Origin of the sequence: Paraburkholderia tropica, from assembly GCF_014171495.1 — a bacterium.
Lineage (GTDB): Bacteria > Pseudomonadota > Gammaproteobacteria > Burkholderiales > Burkholderiaceae > Paraburkholderia > Paraburkholderia tropica.
Window position 1 is genome coordinate 80,153 of the sequence record NZ_CP049135.1, and the last position, 17,188, is coordinate 97,340.

General features: G+C 64.8%; 15 protein-coding genes. 4 read left to right on the forward strand and 11 right to left on the reverse strand.

Features of this window, described 5'->3' with window-relative positions; all coding sequences use genetic code 11:
• Positions 1–65: 65 nt before the first annotated feature.
• The 6 genes from G5S35_RS15115 to G5S35_RS15140 all read right to left on the reverse strand — a co-directional run bounded on the left by G5S35_RS15115 (position 66) and on the right by G5S35_RS15140 (position 8,052).
• A complete protein-coding gene (locus tag G5S35_RS15115; protein ID WP_110326898.1) occupies positions 66–719 on the reverse strand; it encodes a PqiC family protein in 654 nt (217 codons plus the stop codon).
• Positions 716–2,353, reverse strand: a complete 1,638-nt coding sequence (locus G5S35_RS15120) for a PqiB family protein (RefSeq protein WP_183039139.1) — start codon at positions 2,351–2,353, stop codon at positions 716–718. Before G5S35_RS15120 ends, G5S35_RS15115 begins: the two co-directional genes overlap by 4 nt.
• On the reverse strand, positions 2,346–3,698 hold the full coding sequence (locus G5S35_RS15125) for a paraquat-inducible protein A (protein ID WP_183039140.1): 1,353 nt from the start codon (positions 3,696–3,698) through the stop codon (positions 2,346–2,348). Before G5S35_RS15125 ends, G5S35_RS15120 begins: the two co-directional genes overlap by 8 nt.
• Positions 3,699–3,826: 128 nt before the next feature.
• On the reverse strand, positions 3,827–5,296 hold the full coding sequence (locus G5S35_RS15130; protein ID WP_183039427.1) for an efflux transporter outer membrane subunit: 1,470 nt from the start codon (positions 5,294–5,296) through the stop codon (positions 3,827–3,829).
• 19 nt (positions 5,297–5,315) lie between these two features.
• Positions 5,316–6,923, reverse strand: a complete 1,608-nt coding sequence (locus tag G5S35_RS15135; protein WP_373681588.1) for an MDR family MFS transporter — start codon at positions 6,921–6,923, stop codon at positions 5,316–5,318.
• On the reverse strand, positions 6,916–8,052 hold the full coding sequence (locus tag G5S35_RS15140) for an HlyD family secretion protein (protein ID WP_065060650.1): 1,137 nt from the start codon (positions 8,050–8,052) through the stop codon (positions 6,916–6,918). The genes G5S35_RS15135 and G5S35_RS15140 overlap by 8 nt, the downstream gene beginning before the upstream one ends.
• A gap of 102 nt (positions 8,053–8,154) precedes the next feature.
• On the opposite strand from G5S35_RS15140, the gene G5S35_RS15145 reads away from it, so the two are divergent.
• Complete coding sequence (locus G5S35_RS15145; RefSeq protein ID WP_065060651.1) at positions 8,155–8,859, forward strand: CerR family C-terminal domain-containing protein; 705 nt, start codon at positions 8,155–8,157, stop codon at positions 8,857–8,859.
• Between the two features lie 112 nt (positions 8,860–8,971).
• Here the strand turns inward: G5S35_RS15145 and G5S35_RS15150 are convergent, their stop codons facing one another.
• The 5 genes from G5S35_RS15150 to G5S35_RS15170 all read right to left on the reverse strand — a co-directional run bounded on the left by G5S35_RS15150 (position 8,972) and on the right by G5S35_RS15170 (position 13,315).
• Positions 8,972–9,724 (reverse strand): putative quinol monooxygenase, encoded by a 753-nt coding sequence (locus tag G5S35_RS15150; protein WP_065060652.1) that lies wholly within the window; start codon positions 9,722–9,724, stop codon positions 8,972–8,974.
• 195 nt (positions 9,725–9,919) lie between these two features.
• Positions 9,920–10,891, reverse strand: a complete 972-nt coding sequence (locus G5S35_RS15155; protein WP_074982368.1) for an aliphatic sulfonate ABC transporter substrate-binding protein — start codon at positions 10,889–10,891, stop codon at positions 9,920–9,922.
• Positions 10,892–10,959: 68 nt separating this feature from the next.
• The gene (locus tag G5S35_RS15160) at positions 10,960–12,018 is read right to left on the reverse strand and encodes an LLM class flavin-dependent oxidoreductase (RefSeq protein WP_183039141.1); all 1,059 of its coding nucleotides are present in this window, start codon (positions 12,016–12,018) and stop codon (positions 10,960–10,962) included.
• A gap of 94 nt (positions 12,019–12,112) precedes the next feature.
• The gene (locus tag G5S35_RS15165) at positions 12,113–12,619 is read right to left on the reverse strand and encodes a GNAT family N-acetyltransferase (protein ID WP_065060654.1); all 507 of its coding nucleotides are present in this window, start codon (positions 12,617–12,619) and stop codon (positions 12,113–12,115) included.
• A gap of 42 nt (positions 12,620–12,661) precedes the next feature.
• Entirely contained in the window at positions 12,662–13,315 is a 654-nt protein-coding gene (locus tag G5S35_RS15170) for a TetR/AcrR family transcriptional regulator (protein WP_183039142.1), read from the reverse strand.
• Between the two features lie 159 nt (positions 13,316–13,474).
• Here G5S35_RS15170 and mhpA point away from each other — a divergent pair, with 159 nt between their 5' ends.
• From mhpA to G5S35_RS15185, 3 genes are read left to right on the forward strand one after another with little or no spacing between them, the layout of a single operon-like run.
• Complete coding sequence (gene mhpA / locus G5S35_RS15175; RefSeq protein ID WP_237181414.1) at positions 13,475–15,238, forward strand: bifunctional 3-(3-hydroxy-phenyl)propionate/3-hydroxycinnamic acid hydroxylase MhpA; 1,764 nt, start codon at positions 13,475–13,477, stop codon at positions 15,236–15,238.
• A 15-nt stretch (positions 15,239–15,253) separates the two neighbouring features.
• Positions 15,254–16,312: a maleylacetate reductase gene (locus G5S35_RS15180; RefSeq protein WP_183039144.1), complete on the forward strand. Its 1,059-nt coding sequence runs from the start codon at positions 15,254–15,256 to the stop codon at positions 16,310–16,312.
• 33 nt (positions 16,313–16,345) lie between these two features.
• The gene (locus tag G5S35_RS15185) at positions 16,346–17,185 is read left to right on the forward strand and encodes an intradiol ring-cleavage dioxygenase (protein ID WP_065060657.1); all 840 of its coding nucleotides are present in this window, start codon (positions 16,346–16,348) and stop codon (positions 17,183–17,185) included.
• The last annotated feature ends 3 nt before the right edge of the window (positions 17,186–17,188 follow it).

Sequence of the window (17,188 nt, forward strand, 5' to 3'; positions counted from 1 at the left end):
TCTATCGCGCCTCGCGCCAACGGACGCCCGGCCGTGTCTTGGCCGGGGGTTCCGTGTTCAACGCATCACGGCGATACCGGACAGCTCACCGGCTTGCCCTTGCCGTGCTCGCCCTGAAGCGCGCGAACGCCACCGGCGATGGCCTGCGAGAGCGCATCGACGGCGCGGCGGTGACCGGCCACCAGCGCCTGATAGCCGTCGCCGACCGGTTCATTGAGCACGCTGCGGCAGGTCATGACGGTCTGCGAGTCGAGCGAGCGCACGCTCCAGACCGCGTCGATCAGCGCGTGCGAAGCGGGCCACGATTCGAAGCGCTGCACGTTCACGCTCACGCGATAGACCGGCACGCCTGCGGGATGCGGCGAGCCGTACACGTCGATCGTATTCAACTGCTGCGTGAGATCGCCCGACAGCGCGCGGCGAATCTCGTCGCCGGGCATCGACGCCCAGCGTTCCTGTTCGAGCACGCGCACCTGGTTCGCGTCGGTCTGCACGACGAACTGCGCCTTCGCGACTTGCGGCGGCACGTCGACGGGCGCGAGTTCGATCAACGACGCCGGATTGCCGTCCTTCGAAGCGGCAGCGGGCCGAGTGCGCGCCGCGTCGTCGCTCGGGCTCAGCGTATAAAAGTGGCTGACGGGCGAGGCGCAGCCCGCGAGCGCCGCCGCGAGCGCAAGTGCCGGGACGGTGGCCCGAAGCGACAGAAACCGGAACGTCATGGTTTGTCTCCTGATTTGCCGCGCAGCAGCGACTCCGGATGGCGCTCGAGGTAATCCGAGAGCGAGTTCAGCGATTGCAGCGTGCGCGTCAGTTCCTGCAGCGCCTGGTGCACGTCCGACTGCAGTGGCGAATCCTGCTGCAGCGTGGACTGAGCGGCGCTGAAGGTTTTCTGCGCTTCGGCGAGTGTGCCCTGCATCTGGGGCAGCAGCTCGTTGTTAACCTGACCGAACATCTGATTCGCGCTTTTGAGCGACTCATTGAGGTTGTTCCCGATCTTGTCGAACGGAATCTGATTGAGTTTCTTCGTGATATCGGCGACCTGCTGCTGGAGTTCGTCGAGCGAATTCGGCACGGTCGGCAATTGCATCGGATCGTGGTCGAGATCGGCTTTCGCGGGCGCCGCCTTCGGGAACATGTCGAGCGCGACGTAGAGCTGCCCCGTCAGCAGATTGCCGTTGCGCAACTGTCCGCGCAGGCCGTGTTGCACGAGGCGCTCGATCAGCGCGTGGCTCTGCGGCGAATCCGGTGGCGGCGTCGGACTGCCGCGCGAGCGGCGCACAAGGCGCAGCGGATAAAGATTCATCGTCACGGGCATCGTGAAATTGCCGCTCTTCGCGTCATAGTCGATGCCGATATCGGTCACCTGGCCGAGCACGATGCCGCGGAAATCCACGGGCGCGCCGACCGACAGCCCGCGCAACGACTGGTTGAAGTTCATCACCACGCGAACGGGTTTGCCGTCGGGTTCGTGCATCGCTTCGCTTTCGTCGGACGCGAGCGTGAAGCCCGCGTTCGCCGGCGCCTGAACGCCGGCCGCTTCGCCCGGCGGCGTTTCGAACGCGAGGCCGCCCGCCATGACGGTGGCGAGCGACTGCGTGTTGACCTTGAAGCCGCTCGAATCGAGCTGCACGTTCACACCGCTCGCATGCCACCAGCGCGTGTTGACGCCCACGTACTGATCGTAGGGCGCGCGCACGAACACCTGCACGGTCACGCCCGAGCCGTCCTTGTCGAGCGAATAATTGATCACCTGACCGACCTGCATGCGGCGATAGAAGATCGGCGTGCCGATATCGAGCGAGCCCAGATCCTTGCTGTGCAGCGCGTATTGATGACCCTTCTCGTCGATGGTCACGGCAGGCGGCGTCTCCAGACCCGTGAAGTCGTGCGCGGTTTCCGCCGAGCGGCCCGCGTCGGCGCCGATGTACGCACCGGAGAGCAGCGTGCCGAGACCCGACACGCCGCCCGCGCCCACACGCGGACGCACCACCCAGAAGCGGCTGTCCTTCGTCGCGAAGCTGCCGGCGTCCTTCGTCAGTTCGACTGTCGCGAGCACGTGCGAGAGGTTCGGCGAAAGTTTGACCGCACGCACCGAGCCGATATCGACATTCTTGTACTTGACCTTGGTCTTGCCGGGTTCGAGCCCTTCGGCGCTCAGAAAGCTGATCGTGATGGTGGGGCCGCGCATGGCGACCGATTTCGCCACGAGGCCGATGCCGATCAACGCGGCAACGAGCGGCACGATCCAGATGAGCGACGGCAGCCAGCGTCGCGGCTCGACGATATCCGGGTCGTTTGCATCGGGCGGCGCAGCGTCGCCGGAAGGTGGCCGGATGCCTTTCGGACTAGTCATTCGAGTGTTCCTTTGTGTGTTGCAGGCGTTCCTGCGTGGCGCCGGGAACCGGATCCCAGATGAGCCGCGGATCGAACTGCATCGACGCGAGCATCGTCAGGATCACGACGGAACCGAAGGCGATCGCGCCGGGTCCGGCAGTGACGACGCCGAACGAGCCAAAGCGCACCAGCGAAACGGTGAGCGCGATGACGAAGATGTCGAGCATCGACCAGCGGCCGATGAATTCAACGATGCGATACAGCGTGGTGCGTTCCGCCGAGCGCCAGGTGGAGCGACGCTGCGAGGTCAGCGCGAGCAGACCGAGCGCCGAGAGCTTGAGCAGCGGCACCATGATGCTGGCGATGAAAACAATGGCGGCAATCAGCCATTCGCCCGTCAGCCAGAAGTGAACGATGCCGCTCAGGATGGTGTCGCCGCGATCGTGCGCAAGCGTCGCGGTGTTCATGATGGGCAGCACGTTCGCCGGGATATAGAGGATCGCCGCGGCGGACAGCAGCGCCCACGTGCGGCGCAGCGCATCGGGCCGGCGCGTGTGCAGCGGCGTATCGCAGCGCGTGCAGCGCCGGTCGTGCGCGTGCGGCTGCCGCGCCTCCAGTTGTCCGCAGACGTGGCAGCAATCGAGACCCGCTTCGCGCGCGGTCGTAGGGCTGGGCGTTTCGCGTCCTTCGCTGTGATGATGGTGCGGATCGTGCTGATGGTGCTGATGTCGCGGCGACGGCGAACGGTCCGCTCCGCGAGCGCGCAACCCGTCGACGACATCCCAGAGCCCGCGCGGATCGAACGCCGCGATGACGGCCAGCATGAGCGTCAGCGCGGCGAATGCGAACAGGGCCGTTTCCGGAATCACGCGCGCGATGCTCACCAGTTTGACGATCGCAACGAGTATCCCGACCATGAAGACTTCGAGCATGCCCCAGGGTCGCACGAAGCGAAGCGCCTTCATCATCAGGTTGAAGCCTGGCGCGACGATGCCCCGGCGCAGCGGCAGCAGCACGTAGAGCAGCGCGACCATCTCGATCAGCGGGAACAGGAAGGTCGCGCAGAACACCATCGACGCAACGGACTGCATGCCCTCGCGCCACAGCACCACGAGCGCGCCGAGCAGGCTCGACTGCGAGGTGATGCCGTTGGCGTCGAGTTGGATGATGGGAAACGACTGCGCGATGAGGAAGGTGACGAGCGCCGCGACCGTGATCGCGCCGATGCGGTCGAGTTGCGCCGCGTTTTCGCGGTAGAGCGCGGTGCTGCAACGCGAGCAGCGCGCGGACTGGAGACGCTGCAGGCGCGGCTTGCGGTAAAGCGCATCACAGTGGCGACACGCGACGAGTGTGGGGTAGGGCATCCGGGACTATGTGGGGCAAAAGCTTGTATAACGATCCGCCTGGATTCTCCGCGTCTTCGGCTGGCGACGCGCGAGACCGTGCAAGCGATCGCCTCCACGGTCTCGGGCCGACGCCCGGCGATTGGCGATCAGGTCTGCGGCGGCTGCCAGCCCAGGCCTAGACTCTTTTGCAGCGAGACGTAATCCTTGAGCAACTCGGCCTGGCCCGCGACCACGTCCTGCTGCGCTGAAAATTCAGCACGTTGCGTATCCAGCAGATCGACGAGGCTGACCGTGCCTGCGCGATAGCGCTGACGCGTCAGGTCCGCCGAACGCAGCGCGGACTTCTGCACTTTCTCCAGCGTCGCCAGATGTTCTCGCTGATAGCCGAAACGCGAGAGGCCGTCGTTGGCGTCCTTGAGCGCGCCGAGCACGGTCTTTTCGTAGTTCGCGATGGCTTCGTCACGCGAGGCTTCCGCGCCGTGCACCGCGCCGAGCGTGCGGCCGAAATCGAACAGGTTCCACGAGAGATAGGGCGCACCGAGCCACGTGGCGTTGGACTTGCGGAACAGATGGCCGGGGTCGGCGGCCGAATAGCTCAGATCGCCGTACAGCGTGACCTTCGGGAAGAAGTCGGCGATATGTTCGCCAATCTGCGCGTTGCTCGACGCGAGGCGGCGCTCGGCGGCGCGAATATCCGGGCGTTGCGCGAGCATCTTCGCCGGATCGCCCACGGGCACCGTGGCCGGCAGCGCGGGCAACGCACGCGGCTGCGCCAGTTCGGCGTCGAGCGCGCCCGGCGCCTTGCCGGTGAGCACCGCGAGTTGATCGAGCGAGATTTCCACCTGCGCGGCGAGCGGCGTGAGCGTCGAGCGGGTGTTTTCGACCTGGGTCGTCAGGCGCTCGACATCGACGTCGGCGGCCGTGCCGCCTGCGCGCCGCTGCTCGGTGAGCGTGAGACTCTGCTGCTGAAGCTCGGCGGTGCGTTGCGCGATGAGCAGGCGCTGCTGCTGATCGCGCAGATCGATATAGGCCTGCGCGACTTCGGCGGCCATCGAGACCTGTGCATCGGCGAGGTCGGCGTTGACGGCCTGGGACTGCGCATCCGCGGCTTCGATTGCACGGCGCGTGCCGCCGAACAGATCGATTTCCCACGAGGCGTCGAAGCCGGCGGTGTAGAGCGAGAGCGGGCCGCGTCCCGACGAACCCGCGCTGGAGTCCGCCGACGACAGCGCGCTCAGATCGGGCTCGCGCATGCGGACCGCGGCGGCGTCGGCGCTGAGCTTGGGCATTTCGGCCGCGCGCTGCTGCTGCAATTGCGCGCGCGATTCGCGCAGCCGCGCCTGCGCCGCGCGCAGGTCGGGGTTATGCGCGAAGGCGGCGGCGATCAGCGTATTCAGTTGCGGGTCGTTCAGCGCCAGCCACCACTGGTTGGGAGCGGGCGCGGTCGCGACGATGCCCTTCGCGGGCGTGCGCACGAAGCTGTCCGCGCTGGCCGCCTCGGGCGCCACGGCGGGCGCGCCGTGGTAGTCCGGACCCACCGTGCAGGCGGCCAGCAGGCTGGCGGCACAGGCCACGGCGAGTGCGCCCGCACGAGGGCGGAGGGTAAAGGTTGTCATCATGTTCGATTCTTTAGCTTCAATGACCGGCGGAAGGAGCGGCGCCAGGGCGCGGATTCTTGAGCAGCGCGGCAAGCGGAATGCACGCGAGCAAGGCAATACCGAGCACCCAGAACGTCTCCGAATAGGTGATGACGGTCGACTGCGTCTGGATCTGGGCGGCCAGTTGCCCCAGCGCCTGCATCTTTGCGTAGGCCATGTCGCCGGTCTGCGCGAAGAAACTCGCCGCGCTCGCGGCGATATGCGCCTGTCCGTTGACCGAATTGTTCGTGACGGCCTCGCGAAGCACGGCCGTATGGAAGGTTTCGCGCCGGTCGATCAGCGTGCCGATAATCGCGAGGCCCACCGAGCCGCCGAGATTGCGCGCCATGTTGTAGATGCCCGCCGCGTCGCCCGATTCTTCTCGCGTGACCGTGGCCATCGCCGCCTGATTGAGCGGCATCATCGAGAGGATCTGGCCGACGCCGCGCAGCAGCTGCGACCACGTGAAATCGTGCCCGACGCTCTGCGCCGTGAGCGTGGTGTCGAGCATGCAACTCCACGCGAACAGCAGCAGACCCGTGATCACCAGCATGCGGATATCCACCTTGCCCAGCAGACGCGGCAGGAACGGCATCGTCAACATGGCCGGGATGCCGGACAGCAGCATCACCATGCCCGACTGCTCGGCGTTATAACCGGCGACCTGGCTCAGAAACTGCGGCAGCAGATACGAAATGCCGTACAGCCCCGCGCCGACCATGAAGACGATCACGTTGACGCTGGCGAAGCGCAGGTTGCGCATCAGCGAAAGACGCAAAATGGGCTTTTTGGCGACGAACTGGGAAACGGCGATCAGCAGCATCCCGAACAGCGAAACGAAGGTGAGCGTCACGATCATCTGCGATTCGAACCAGCGTTCGCGTTGTCCCTCTTCGAGCACCACGGTCAGCGAACTGAGACCGATGGCGAGCCCCATGATGCCGATCCAGTCGGCCTTCAAAAAGGCTTCCCAATGCGGACGATCGGGACCGAGCCCGTAAAGCAGCAGCGTGATCAGCGCGAGACACACGGGCAGGTTGACGAAGAAGCACCAGCTCCAGCTGATGTTTTCCGCGAGCCATCCGCCGACCACCGGACCCAGCAATGGCCCGAGCAGCGCGGTCAGCCCGAATATCGTCATGCCGATCGGCAACTGCGACGGGGGCAGGCGGGTGCGAATGATGGTCTGCGCGGTCGGGATCATCGCGCCGCCCGTGAAACCCTGGCCGATACGTCCGGCGATCATGATGGCGAGCGAGCCCGACCAGCCGCACATCATCGAAAAGCCGATGAACAGCGTGGCGTTGACGAGCAGGAAATTGCGCAGGCCGAACACGCGCGTGAGCCACGCCGCGAGCGGAATCATGACGATTTCCGACATCAGATAGCCCGTGGAAATCCACGTGCCCTCGGTGCCGGTCGCGCCGATTTCGCCCTGAATCTGCGGCAGCGCCGAGTTCGTGATCGAAATGTCGAGCGTGGCGATGAGCGCGCCGAGCGCGCCCGCCGCGACGGCGATCCAGTCCGACGTGCTTGCGCGCTCGCCGTGAGCATGCGGGGCGTGCCCCGTCATGCCGGCCGGACTGGTGGAGCTGGCGTTACTCACGATGGTTCTCGGCGTCGATGCGTCGATCGTCGTCGCGCGAGCTTCGCGTATCGACCTCGGCGGTCACCGACATGCCGGGCAGCAGCACCTTGCGCGTTTGCGGACCGGTTTCGAGGCGGATGCGCACCGGCACGCGCTGCACGATCTTCGTGAAGTTGCCGGTTGCGTTCTCCGCCGGCAGCAGCGCGAATTGCGCGCCGGTGCCCGGCGAGAAGCTGTCGACGACGCCGTGAAGCTTGTGTCCGGAAAGCGCGTCGACGGAAATTTCCACCGGCTGACCGATGCGCATGCGCCCGATCTGCGTTTCCTTGAAGTTGGCGGTCAGATAGGTGTCCTGAACCGGGACGATCGAGAGCATGCGCGTGCCGGGCTGCACGTACTGTCCCACGCGCACCGTGCGGTCGCCGACGCGGCCCGAAATGGAACTCGTGACGACCGTATGGTTGAGGTCGAGCTGCGATTGCGCCGCGCTCGCCTTGGCCGCTTCGAGTTGCGCGCGGGCCTGGCCGAGCTGGGCCGTCAGCGCGCCCACCTGCGAGCGCGCCGATTCGACGGCCGCGTGATCGGCGGCCAGCGTGGCCTGCGCCTGATCGCGCGAGCTCTTGAGTTCCGAAAGCTTCTCGGCCGTTTCCGCACCCGACGCCGCGAGCGGCGTGTAGCGCGCCACTTCGTCCTGCGCATGGCGCAGGCTCACGCGCGCCACGTCTTCCTCAGCCGCGGCCTGCGCGATCTTCGCGCGCTGCTGCGTGAGCTGCGCTTCGGCCTGCTGGATATCGGCATTGCGCGCATCGACCGTGGCGCTGGCCTGGTCGAGTGCAGCCTGATACTGGCGCGTGTCAAGGCGCACGAGCGGGTCGCCGGCCTTGACGGCCTGATTGTCCGCCACGAAAACGTCGGTGATATAGCCGCTCACCTTGGGCGCAATGGTCACGCTATCGGCCTGGAGATAGGCATCGTCGGTGCTTTCGATAAAGCGCCCGACGAGCCACCAGTGGCCCGCCCAGCCCGCTGCGGCGGCGAGCGCCAGCAGTGCGCCGCCGATCACCATGCCGCGCCGGGAACCGCGTGCGGGCGCGTTGGGAGTGGTTTCCTGATCAGCGCGTCCAGGCGCTCCAGCAGTCGTCGACATGGTTAACAAACCTTAATTTATTCCAGATGGACGAATTATTCCACTCGGAAGATATCTGTCAAGTGTTATATTTTGGAAGTTTTCATTGACGTTTCTTTTTGTATGAACGAACCACGACGACCCCGTCACCCCGGCGAGGGCGGCTACGCACGCGGCGAAGAGACTCGCCGAAAGCTGATCGACGCAGCCATTTCCCTGTTCGGGCAGCATGGTTTCGCGGGCGCGTCGACGCGTGATATCGCGGCGCGCGCGGGCGTCAATGCGCCGGCGTTGCAGTACTACTTCGAAAACAAGGAAGGCGTGTACCGGGCGTGCGCGGAGGCGATCGTCGACGACGCGCTTCAGGTGCTCGAACCGGCGCTTTTACGCGCTCAAGCGACCTTGAAGGACGAGAACGCCTCGCAGGAGGCGCTGATCGAAGCGTTCGTCGCACTGCAATGCACGATCGCCGATCTGATGTTCAAGAAGGGGCGCGAGACCGATCGCCGGCTCTTTTTTGCCCGCGAGCAGGGCGGCGGCGAGCCGGAAATCGGCACGCAGGTGCTGCGTGAACGCTTGCGTGCGCCGATGAACAAGGTCAACGCGGCACTCGTGGCGCGCATCACGGGACGTGCGGAAAACGACCCGCTGACCATCGTGCGAATGATCAGCATGTGGGGGCAGTACTTCGCGTTTCACGTCGCGCGCGAGTCGACGCTTTCGATGCTCGGCTGGGGCGATATCGACGGGGAAAACGCGGAGTTCGTGAAGACCGTCGTCAGCGCGCAAACACGGCTGTTGCTGAATTCGTGGCGCAACGAGGCATGAAGTTTCGACGTGGCCGCCTGCGGCTTCATCATCATCATTTTTCTTCGTGCCGCCGCGCGAATGTTGATGCGCCTGCCGCGGACGGCAGGCCAAAGCGCGGCGCGAGCGCGGTTTAATCGTCCGTCACGTCCTTGAGCAGCACGCGTCCGTCGAGCATCGGCTTGGCCAGCGTGACGGCGTAGCCGCTGCGAATCTGCTGGATCACGGGGCGTTTCAGATTGTCCTGATGCGTCGACTCGCTGGTCCAGCGTTCGAGTTGAACCATTTCGTTCTTGTCGTCGGCGTTCTGATACACCTCGAACGAAACGTTGCCGGGCGCGGCGCGAAACGTCGGCGAAACGGCCGCGACATCTGCGTGGAATTGCGCCGATTCAGCGGGTTTCACCGAAAGAAACACCAGCACGTTGCTGGTCTGATTGCCTTGCGCAATCTGCTTCGGCTGAATGCCGGCGTCCGGCGTGGCCGGAATAATGCGCATGTGCGCAATGCCGCCATCCAGATCGGCCTTCGCGGCCTGGTGCATTTCAAGCAGCGCCGGCTGCTTCATATGCGCCTCGTAGGCCGCCTGATCTTTCCATTGTTCGAGCACGTACAGCGTAGTCGGCGAAGTCGTCGACTGAAACACGGTGAACGACAGATTGCCCGCTTCCTCGCGCGCATTGGCGGCGTTGTGGCGCAGCGCTCGCAGGAAAGGCTGCAATTGCGCCGCTTTAACATGCAAGGTCGAAAGATTCGAATAGGGCAGCGCGTTCGACGAAGCGTCTGGCGCGGCAGCGAAGGCCGAGGCGGCGATCAGCGCGGAACTTGCGAGCACAACGAGTTTGCCGGTGCGATTGCGGAGTGTGGCGAAGCAGGAATGGCGCATGAGTAAAGGCAACTCGCTCAAAAGGGAAGGTGGCCGATGGTGCCAGATCCCGCGCAATCAAACATGAAGAATCCTTTAGGTCACGGCGATTACGGCGATCACGGCGCGCCTGAAGGCGCCTGCGCTGTTCGGCCAACACGCTGAGCGATGCGGGAGTCGTGGGGGCGCCCAACGTTCGGGCGTCCCCACGGCGTCTTACACGAAGACCTCCGGATACACGAATCGCGCGACATCGACGCGTTCCTTGATGAGCCCGAGCCCATGGAACGTATCGACGATATCCTGCTGTTCCTTGACGATGTCGGGCGTCACGGCAACGGTCGTGTAGTGACGGCGTTCGGTCGATAGCAGCAACACGCCAGGCGGCACGCCCAGTTGCGGCGCGAGCAGGCTCGCCGTTTCCTGCGGATGGCTTTGCGTCCAGGTGTTCGCGTTGCGCAGTTCGCGAAAGAGCACGCGGATCACGTCCGGATTGGCCTTCACGAATTCCGGGCGCGCGAGATGGAAGGTCCGGTTATTCGAGAGGCCGGTGCCGTCGCGCAGCACGCGCGGCGACGTGGCGAGTTGCTGGCTGGCGAGGAACGGATCCCAGAGGCCCGCGGCATCGACATTGCCGGACAGATAGGTGGCGCTCACATCCGCTGCGCTCGTGAGATAGACGGGCTCGATATCCGTGTATTGCAGGCCGGCTTCGTTGAGCGCCCGCACCAGCAGATATTGCACGTTCCAGCCGCGGCCGATCGCCACTTTCTTGCCGCGCAATTCGCGGATCGAGCGTATCGGCGAGTTGGCCGGCACGAAGATCCCGATTCCCTTCGGATACGGTTGCTCGGCGCCGAGATAGACCGCGTTCACGCCCGCGGCATTGGCAAAGGCCGACGGCGTATCCGCCGCATGACCGAAGTCGAGCGCGCCCGCATTGAGCGCTTCCGTGAGTTGCGGCCCGGCCGTGAACTCGGCCCAGCGCACGTTCCAGCCCAGCGGTTCGAGCGCGCGTTCGAGATGGCCGGTGCCCTTGAGGATATTGAGCGTGTTGAACTTCTGATAACCGATGCGCAGCGTGCGCGTCTCGGCGGCGCGCGCGATCGACATGAAGGCGGGCGCGGCGACGGTGCCCAGCGTGGCGGCCGTCAGCGTGTTGATGAAACGGCGACGTTGAATATCCATAGGATGACTGATCAAAGTGGAAATATCGAACCCGCGATCGACCGGGATCAGTCGCGGCTTGCGTTGAATTAGCTCAGCAGCGCCTTCACGCGCGGGACGACGTGCTGCGCGAACGTGCGCATATCCGCCTCGAAGGGCTGGAATTGCAGCATGAACAGTTCGACGCCGGCGCGATGAAAGTCGGCGATGCGCTGCGCGACCGCGTCATAGCTGCCCACGAGTTGCGCGGCCGTGCCGCCGTTCGATCCCACGCGGGCCGATTGCGCAAAGGTCTGGAACATGACGGCCTTCGGGTCGATGTTCGCCTGCTGGCGCTCGCGCAGCGGACGGTCTTTTTCCGCGAGCGCGAAAAGGTGCGCGTGATGCTCATGCGCCTGCGCATCGGTCTCGCGCGCGATCACGAAAGCCGAGAGACCGTAGCGCAGCGCGGGGCGGCCTTGCGGTCGTGCACGCGCGGCAACGTCGCCGATCAGACGCTGCACGTCGTCGAGCGGCTGGCCGTTGATGAACCACACGTCGCCTTTATCCGCCACGAGCTGACGCGCCGGTTCGGATTCGCCGCCCACATAAATGCGCGGACGTTCGCGGTAAGGATCGGCGGGGCGCAGCGCGTAGTCGTCGACGCGAAAATGTTCGCCGTCGAACGACGTGCGTTCGCCGCGCAACAGCGAATCGACCACCGTGATCCATTCGCGGCCGTAGGCATAGCGCGCGTCGTGTTCCGCGAAGCCGATGCCGGCGCGCTCCAGTTCGGGACGGTTCCACGCGTTGACGAGATTGATCGCGAAACGGCCGCCGCTGATGTGTTCGATCTGCTGCGCCATCTTGGCGAGCACGACGGGATGGTAAAGATAAGGCTTGATCGCCGCGATGATCTCGATGCGCTCGGTGAGCGCCGCGAGCGCGGCCGAGGCGGTCCACGCTTCGAGCTGGTCGAGTTGCGGATCGTGCGGATTGATCGTGTGCTGAGCGACGAGAACCGAGTCGTAGCCGAGGCGTTCGGCCTCCAGCACGAGGGCCTTGTTGCGAGCCCACGACGCGTCGTAGGGCTCGGCGGGATCTTGCAGGGCGGCGCGGCTGCCGTGGACCAGAGCCCAGACACCGAAACGGGGCAGCGGGTGAGACATGAGCATCATCTAGGTTGACGGAACGATCCGCCATGATGCGCTTTTGGTCGCTCTTGCGAGCGAAGCATTTTTTCTATCGATGTTCCTGGAACGGCTAACGCGCGGCGGCCCGAACCATCACCAGATCCCGATGGAGATCGTCGCCGCATTCAAACGTGGTTTCGCCGACCGTCGCGAATCCATTGCGCTCGTAAAAGCGGATGCCGCGCGCGTTCTGATCGTTGACGGTGAGTCGGACCGCGCCATTCAATGCGGCGAGCGTGGCCGTCACCAGCTTTTGCGCCGCGCCGGTGCCGTGATACGCCGGCAGTACATAGCACCGGGTCAATTCCGCGATGCCGTCTGCGAGCGGCATGTCCAGCACGTCAGGACGATGAGTCAGCACGCTGAAACCGACGACATTCCCGCCATCGTCCACGACGCGCACATCGAAGTTGCCGTCCGCGAGAATCGATTCGAAGCGCGACGGCGTGAGATTCTCGTCGATATATTTTCGAAGCTCGAATTCGGGCGTATTCGCGGGACAGGCGAGTGCGAATGTCTGGACCGCCACTGCGCTGATGGCGTGTGCGTCGGTTTTCGAAGCTGTACGAATGTGCATGGTTTAAACCCGTCAATTACGCCGATGGTGTGAATCACTCGTTTATGCGATCGATGCGATCACGGAAGCGGGCCGCGGACGCGCCGCGAGTGCCGTGGCCGCCTCGATACCGATGCCGGTCATGCAGAGCAGGCGCACGACGATCTCGTCCTTGACGCTGCCCGAGATCCGGCCCGTGGTGATGGCGAGGCTGGCGCCGACAATCGCGTGCGCGCTCAGGTGCCAGACGAGATCGGGATCGGAGACGCTGAACAGTCCCGCCTCGACGGCTCGGCGCAAATCGCGAATCGCGAACGGCCCCATGCGCCGGAACAGCGCGTCGGCGATTACCTCCGAGCGGAACAGCATTTCCTTCCAGCGGATATCCGTCGTGGCCGCTTCGAGCACCGTGCGAATGCCGAATGCGTAGACCTCGGCCGGATCGGACAGGCCGGCGGTCGCGCGTTCGATGCGCAGCGCCAGCTCGTGCATCATGTCCTCCAGCACCGCGATCGCGAGTTCGTCCTTCGATTTGAAGTAGTTGTAGACCGTTCCCGCGCCGACGTCGGCGAGATCGGCGATCTCCAGCATCGTCGCGGCGTCGATGCCTTTCTCGCTCATGATCGTGCCGGCGGCCTTGATCAGCGCCTCGCGGTTACGGCGCTGCCGCCGCGCCACGCGTCCTTCCTTCTCGCTTTCCTGGGCCGAAGCGCTCATCGAAATCCATCCAGAGTCATTGTTGACGATCATTCTAATCCGAATGGGCGGATGTCAGGCTGCGTGGCGGTGCGTTCCATGGGGACAAATGATCCGCGATCATTGACTATGAGCGAATATCGTATCTGAGCGTTTACCATATGTGACGAACATTCAGTTTTGATCTACATTCTGTCTCAAGCGACGTGCGGATGCGCCGATGGCCGGACGGCAGGCGTCCCGGGCAGCGGCTCGCACCGTGCCACATTAGCCCAGCAGGGCGACGAATCCAGGAGACAGAATATGAACGCCCCCGCCTCAAGCCCGCATTCCCGCTTCGATGCTGACGTCGCCATCATCGGCGGCGGCCCCGTCGGTACGCTGCTCGCGATCCTGCTCGGTCAGCGCGGCAAACGCGTCACGCTGGTCGAGCGCTGGTCGAAGGCGTACGGCCGCCCGCGCGCCGTCACCTACGACCACGAAATCGCCCGCATTCTCGCGACGCTCGGGATCGACTCGGAGCGCGATCCGGCCATCTCGTATCACGACGAGCTGTACTACTGGAAAGACGCGCGCGGCGAGAATCTGCAGATCGTCGATTGGCAGAGCCAGTCCGCGTCGGGCTGGCGCGTGCGTTACTGGTTCAATCAGCCCGACCTCGAAGCGCGGCTCACGCGCATCGTCGACGGTATGCCGGGCGTCACGCAATTGCGTGGATGGGAGGGCACGGAGCTGGTCCAGGACCGCGACAGCGTGACGGTGTCGCTCAGACGCACGCCGCAGGAAGTTGGCGAGGGTGGCGGTGATGTCGATGCCGATGCCGATGCCCGCGTGCTGCGCGCGCAGTACCTGGTGGGCGCGGACGGTGCGAACAGCTTCGTGCGCGAGGCGCTCGGCATCGAGAACGAGGACCGCGGTTATTTCTTCGACTGGCTCATTCTCGACCTCATCCCGCGCGAGGCCTACACCGCGCAGCCGACGCAGTGGCAACTGTGCGATCCGAAGCGGCCGACGACGATCGTGCCCGGCGGCCCGGGTCGTCGACGCTGGGAGTTCATGGTCCTGCCGGGCGAGTCGGCCGAGGAATTGCAGACGACGCGACGCGCGTGGGAACTGCTGGCGCCCTGGGGCATGACGCCCGACAACGCCGAACTCGAACGCAGCGCGGTCTATCGCTTTCAGGCTCGCTGGGCGAAGACCTGGCATCGCGGCCGTTGCGTGATTGCGGGCGACGCCGCGCATCTGATGCCGCCGTTCGCGGGCGAGGGCATGTGCGCGGGGTTGCGCGATGCGTTCGCGCTCGGCTGGCGTCTGAACGCGATGCTCGAAGGCCGGATGTCCGACGCCGTGCTCGACAGTTACACCACGGAACGCCTTGAACACGCGAAGCATTACATCGAGTTCAGCCAGGCGCTGGGCAAGATCATCTGCATTGCGAACGAAAACGAGGCCGCCGAGCGCGACGTGAAAATGAAGGCCGATTTGCTGGCACGCAACCATCAGCCGGTGCCGACCGATGTGTGCCATCTGGGGCCGGGCGCCTGGTCCGCCGGATCGGCGCATGCGGGCGAGTTGTCGGTGCAGGGCGTGGTCGAGGCGAACGGGCGGCGCGACCGTTTTGATCAGGCTGTCGGGCATGGCTGGTTCGTGATCGGTCTGGATGCCGATCCGGCGCAGGCGCTCGGGCCCGAGCGGCTGGAGCAACTGGCGCTGATCGAAGGCCGCACGGCGCGCATCGCCACGCCGGGTGGTGCAAATACGGCTTGCGAAGCGCTCGATATCGACTCAACGTATCGGCACTGGCTCGAAAAAATCGAGGCAAGCTATGTCGTGCTGCGCCCCGACTTTTACGTGGCGGCCACGGCGAGCAGCGCGGCGCAGTTGCGTGAGCGTTTCGACGAAGTCATCGCGAAGCTCCATGTTCGCGTTCGCGAAGTCGTTTGAGTACGGAGTGCGTTCATGACTGCGAGTTTTACCTACGATATGCATCCGGGCCGCATTCTGTTCGGCCCCGGAACGCTTGACGCCGTCGCCGACGAAATCGCGCGACTGGGCGCGAAGCGCGCGCTGATTCTCTCGACGCCGTCGCAATGCGCCGACGCGCAGAAACTGGCCGCGCAGATCGGCCCGCTGGCGGCGGGCGTGTTCAGCGAGGCGGCGATGCACACGCCCGTGGCGGTCACGCGCGATGCGCTCGCCGCGTTCGATGCGGCGCGCGCGGATTGTCTCGTGTCGCTCGGCGGTGGATCGACGATCGGCCTGGGCAAGGCCATCGCGTGGCGCAACGACGCCCCGCAGATCGTGGTCGCGACGACCTATGCCGGTTCGGAAGTCACGCCGATCCTCGGTCAAACCGAAGACGGCATCAAGACGACCGTGCGCGATCCGAAGATCCTGCCGGAAGTGGTGATCTACGATCCGACGCTGACGCTCGGCCTGCCGGTCGCGATGAGCGTGACGAGCGGCCTGAACGCGATCGCGCATGCCGTGGAGGGCGTCTACGCGCGGGATCGCAATCCGGTGACGTCGCTGATGGCCGTCGAAGGCGTGCGGGCGTTGCGCGATGCGCTGCCTGCGATCGTCACGCGCCCCGACGATCTCGCCGCCCGATCCCGTGCGCTTTATGGATCGTGGCTGTGCGGCTCGGTGCTCGGCACGGTCGGCATGTCCTTGCATCACAAACTCTGCCACACGCTGGGCGGCAGCTTCGATCTGCCTCACGCGGAAACGCACGCCATCGTACTGGCGCATTCCGCGGCCTATAACGCCAATGCGGCGGCGCAGGAACTTCAGCCGCTTGCGCAACTGTTCGGTGGATCGATCGGCGGCGGCCTCTACGACTTCGCGCGCTCGCTTGGCGCGCCGCTTGCCCTGCGCGATCTCGGGCTGACATCCGCGCAACTCGACGCAGCCGCCGACCTCGCGGTGCGCAACCCGTACTGGAATCCGCGGCCTGTCGAGCGCGACGCCGTACGTGCGTTGCTGCAGCGCGCGTGGGAAGGCACGCGGCCGGAATAACGGCTCGTCAACATATTAAAAGGAATGCTAAACATGTCCCAGTTCTTTACCGAAGCCAGTTCGGAGCAGGCCGTGAATGCACGCATGGGCGTGGAGGTCGACGCGCGCCTGAAGACGGTCATGGCCTCGCTCGTCAAGCATCTCCACGCCTTTATCAAGGACGTTCATCTCACGCAGGACGAGTGGGAAAGCGCCATCGAATTCCTGACGCGCACCGGACAGATTTGCGGCAACGAGCGCCAGGAGTTCATTCTGCTGAGCGATACGCTGGGTGTGTCGATGCTCGTCGATGCGATCAACCATCGTCGCCCTGATGGCGCGACCGAAAATACCGTGCTCGGTCCGTTTCATGTGGCCGAGTCGCCGCAGCGCGAGATGGGTGCATGCATCACGCTCGATGGGAAAGGCGAAAGCTGCGTGTTCGAAGGACGCGTGCTCGATCTTCAGGGCAATCCGGTGGCCGGTGCGCGGCTCGATGTCTGGTCCGATAACCCGGAGGGTTTCTACGACGTTCAGCAGCCCGGCGTTCAGCCGAAATGGAACAATCGCGGCATCTTCACGACGGGCGCCGATGGCGCATACCGTTTTGTCGGCATTAAGCCGGTGTCGTATCCGATTCCCGACGATGGCCCGGTCGGCAAGATGCTGGCGGCGCTCGGGCGGCATCCGTACCGGCCCGCGCATATGCATTTCATTGTGACTGCGCCCGGTTTCGAGAAGATCGTCACGCACACCTTCGTGGGCGACGACGCCTATCTGAAATCCGATGCGGTATTTGGCGTCAAGGAGACGCTCGTTGCGCCGTTCGAACGCGTGAACGACGGCAGCACGCGCTGGCGGTCGACATTCGATTTCGTGCTGACGCCGGAGTGAATA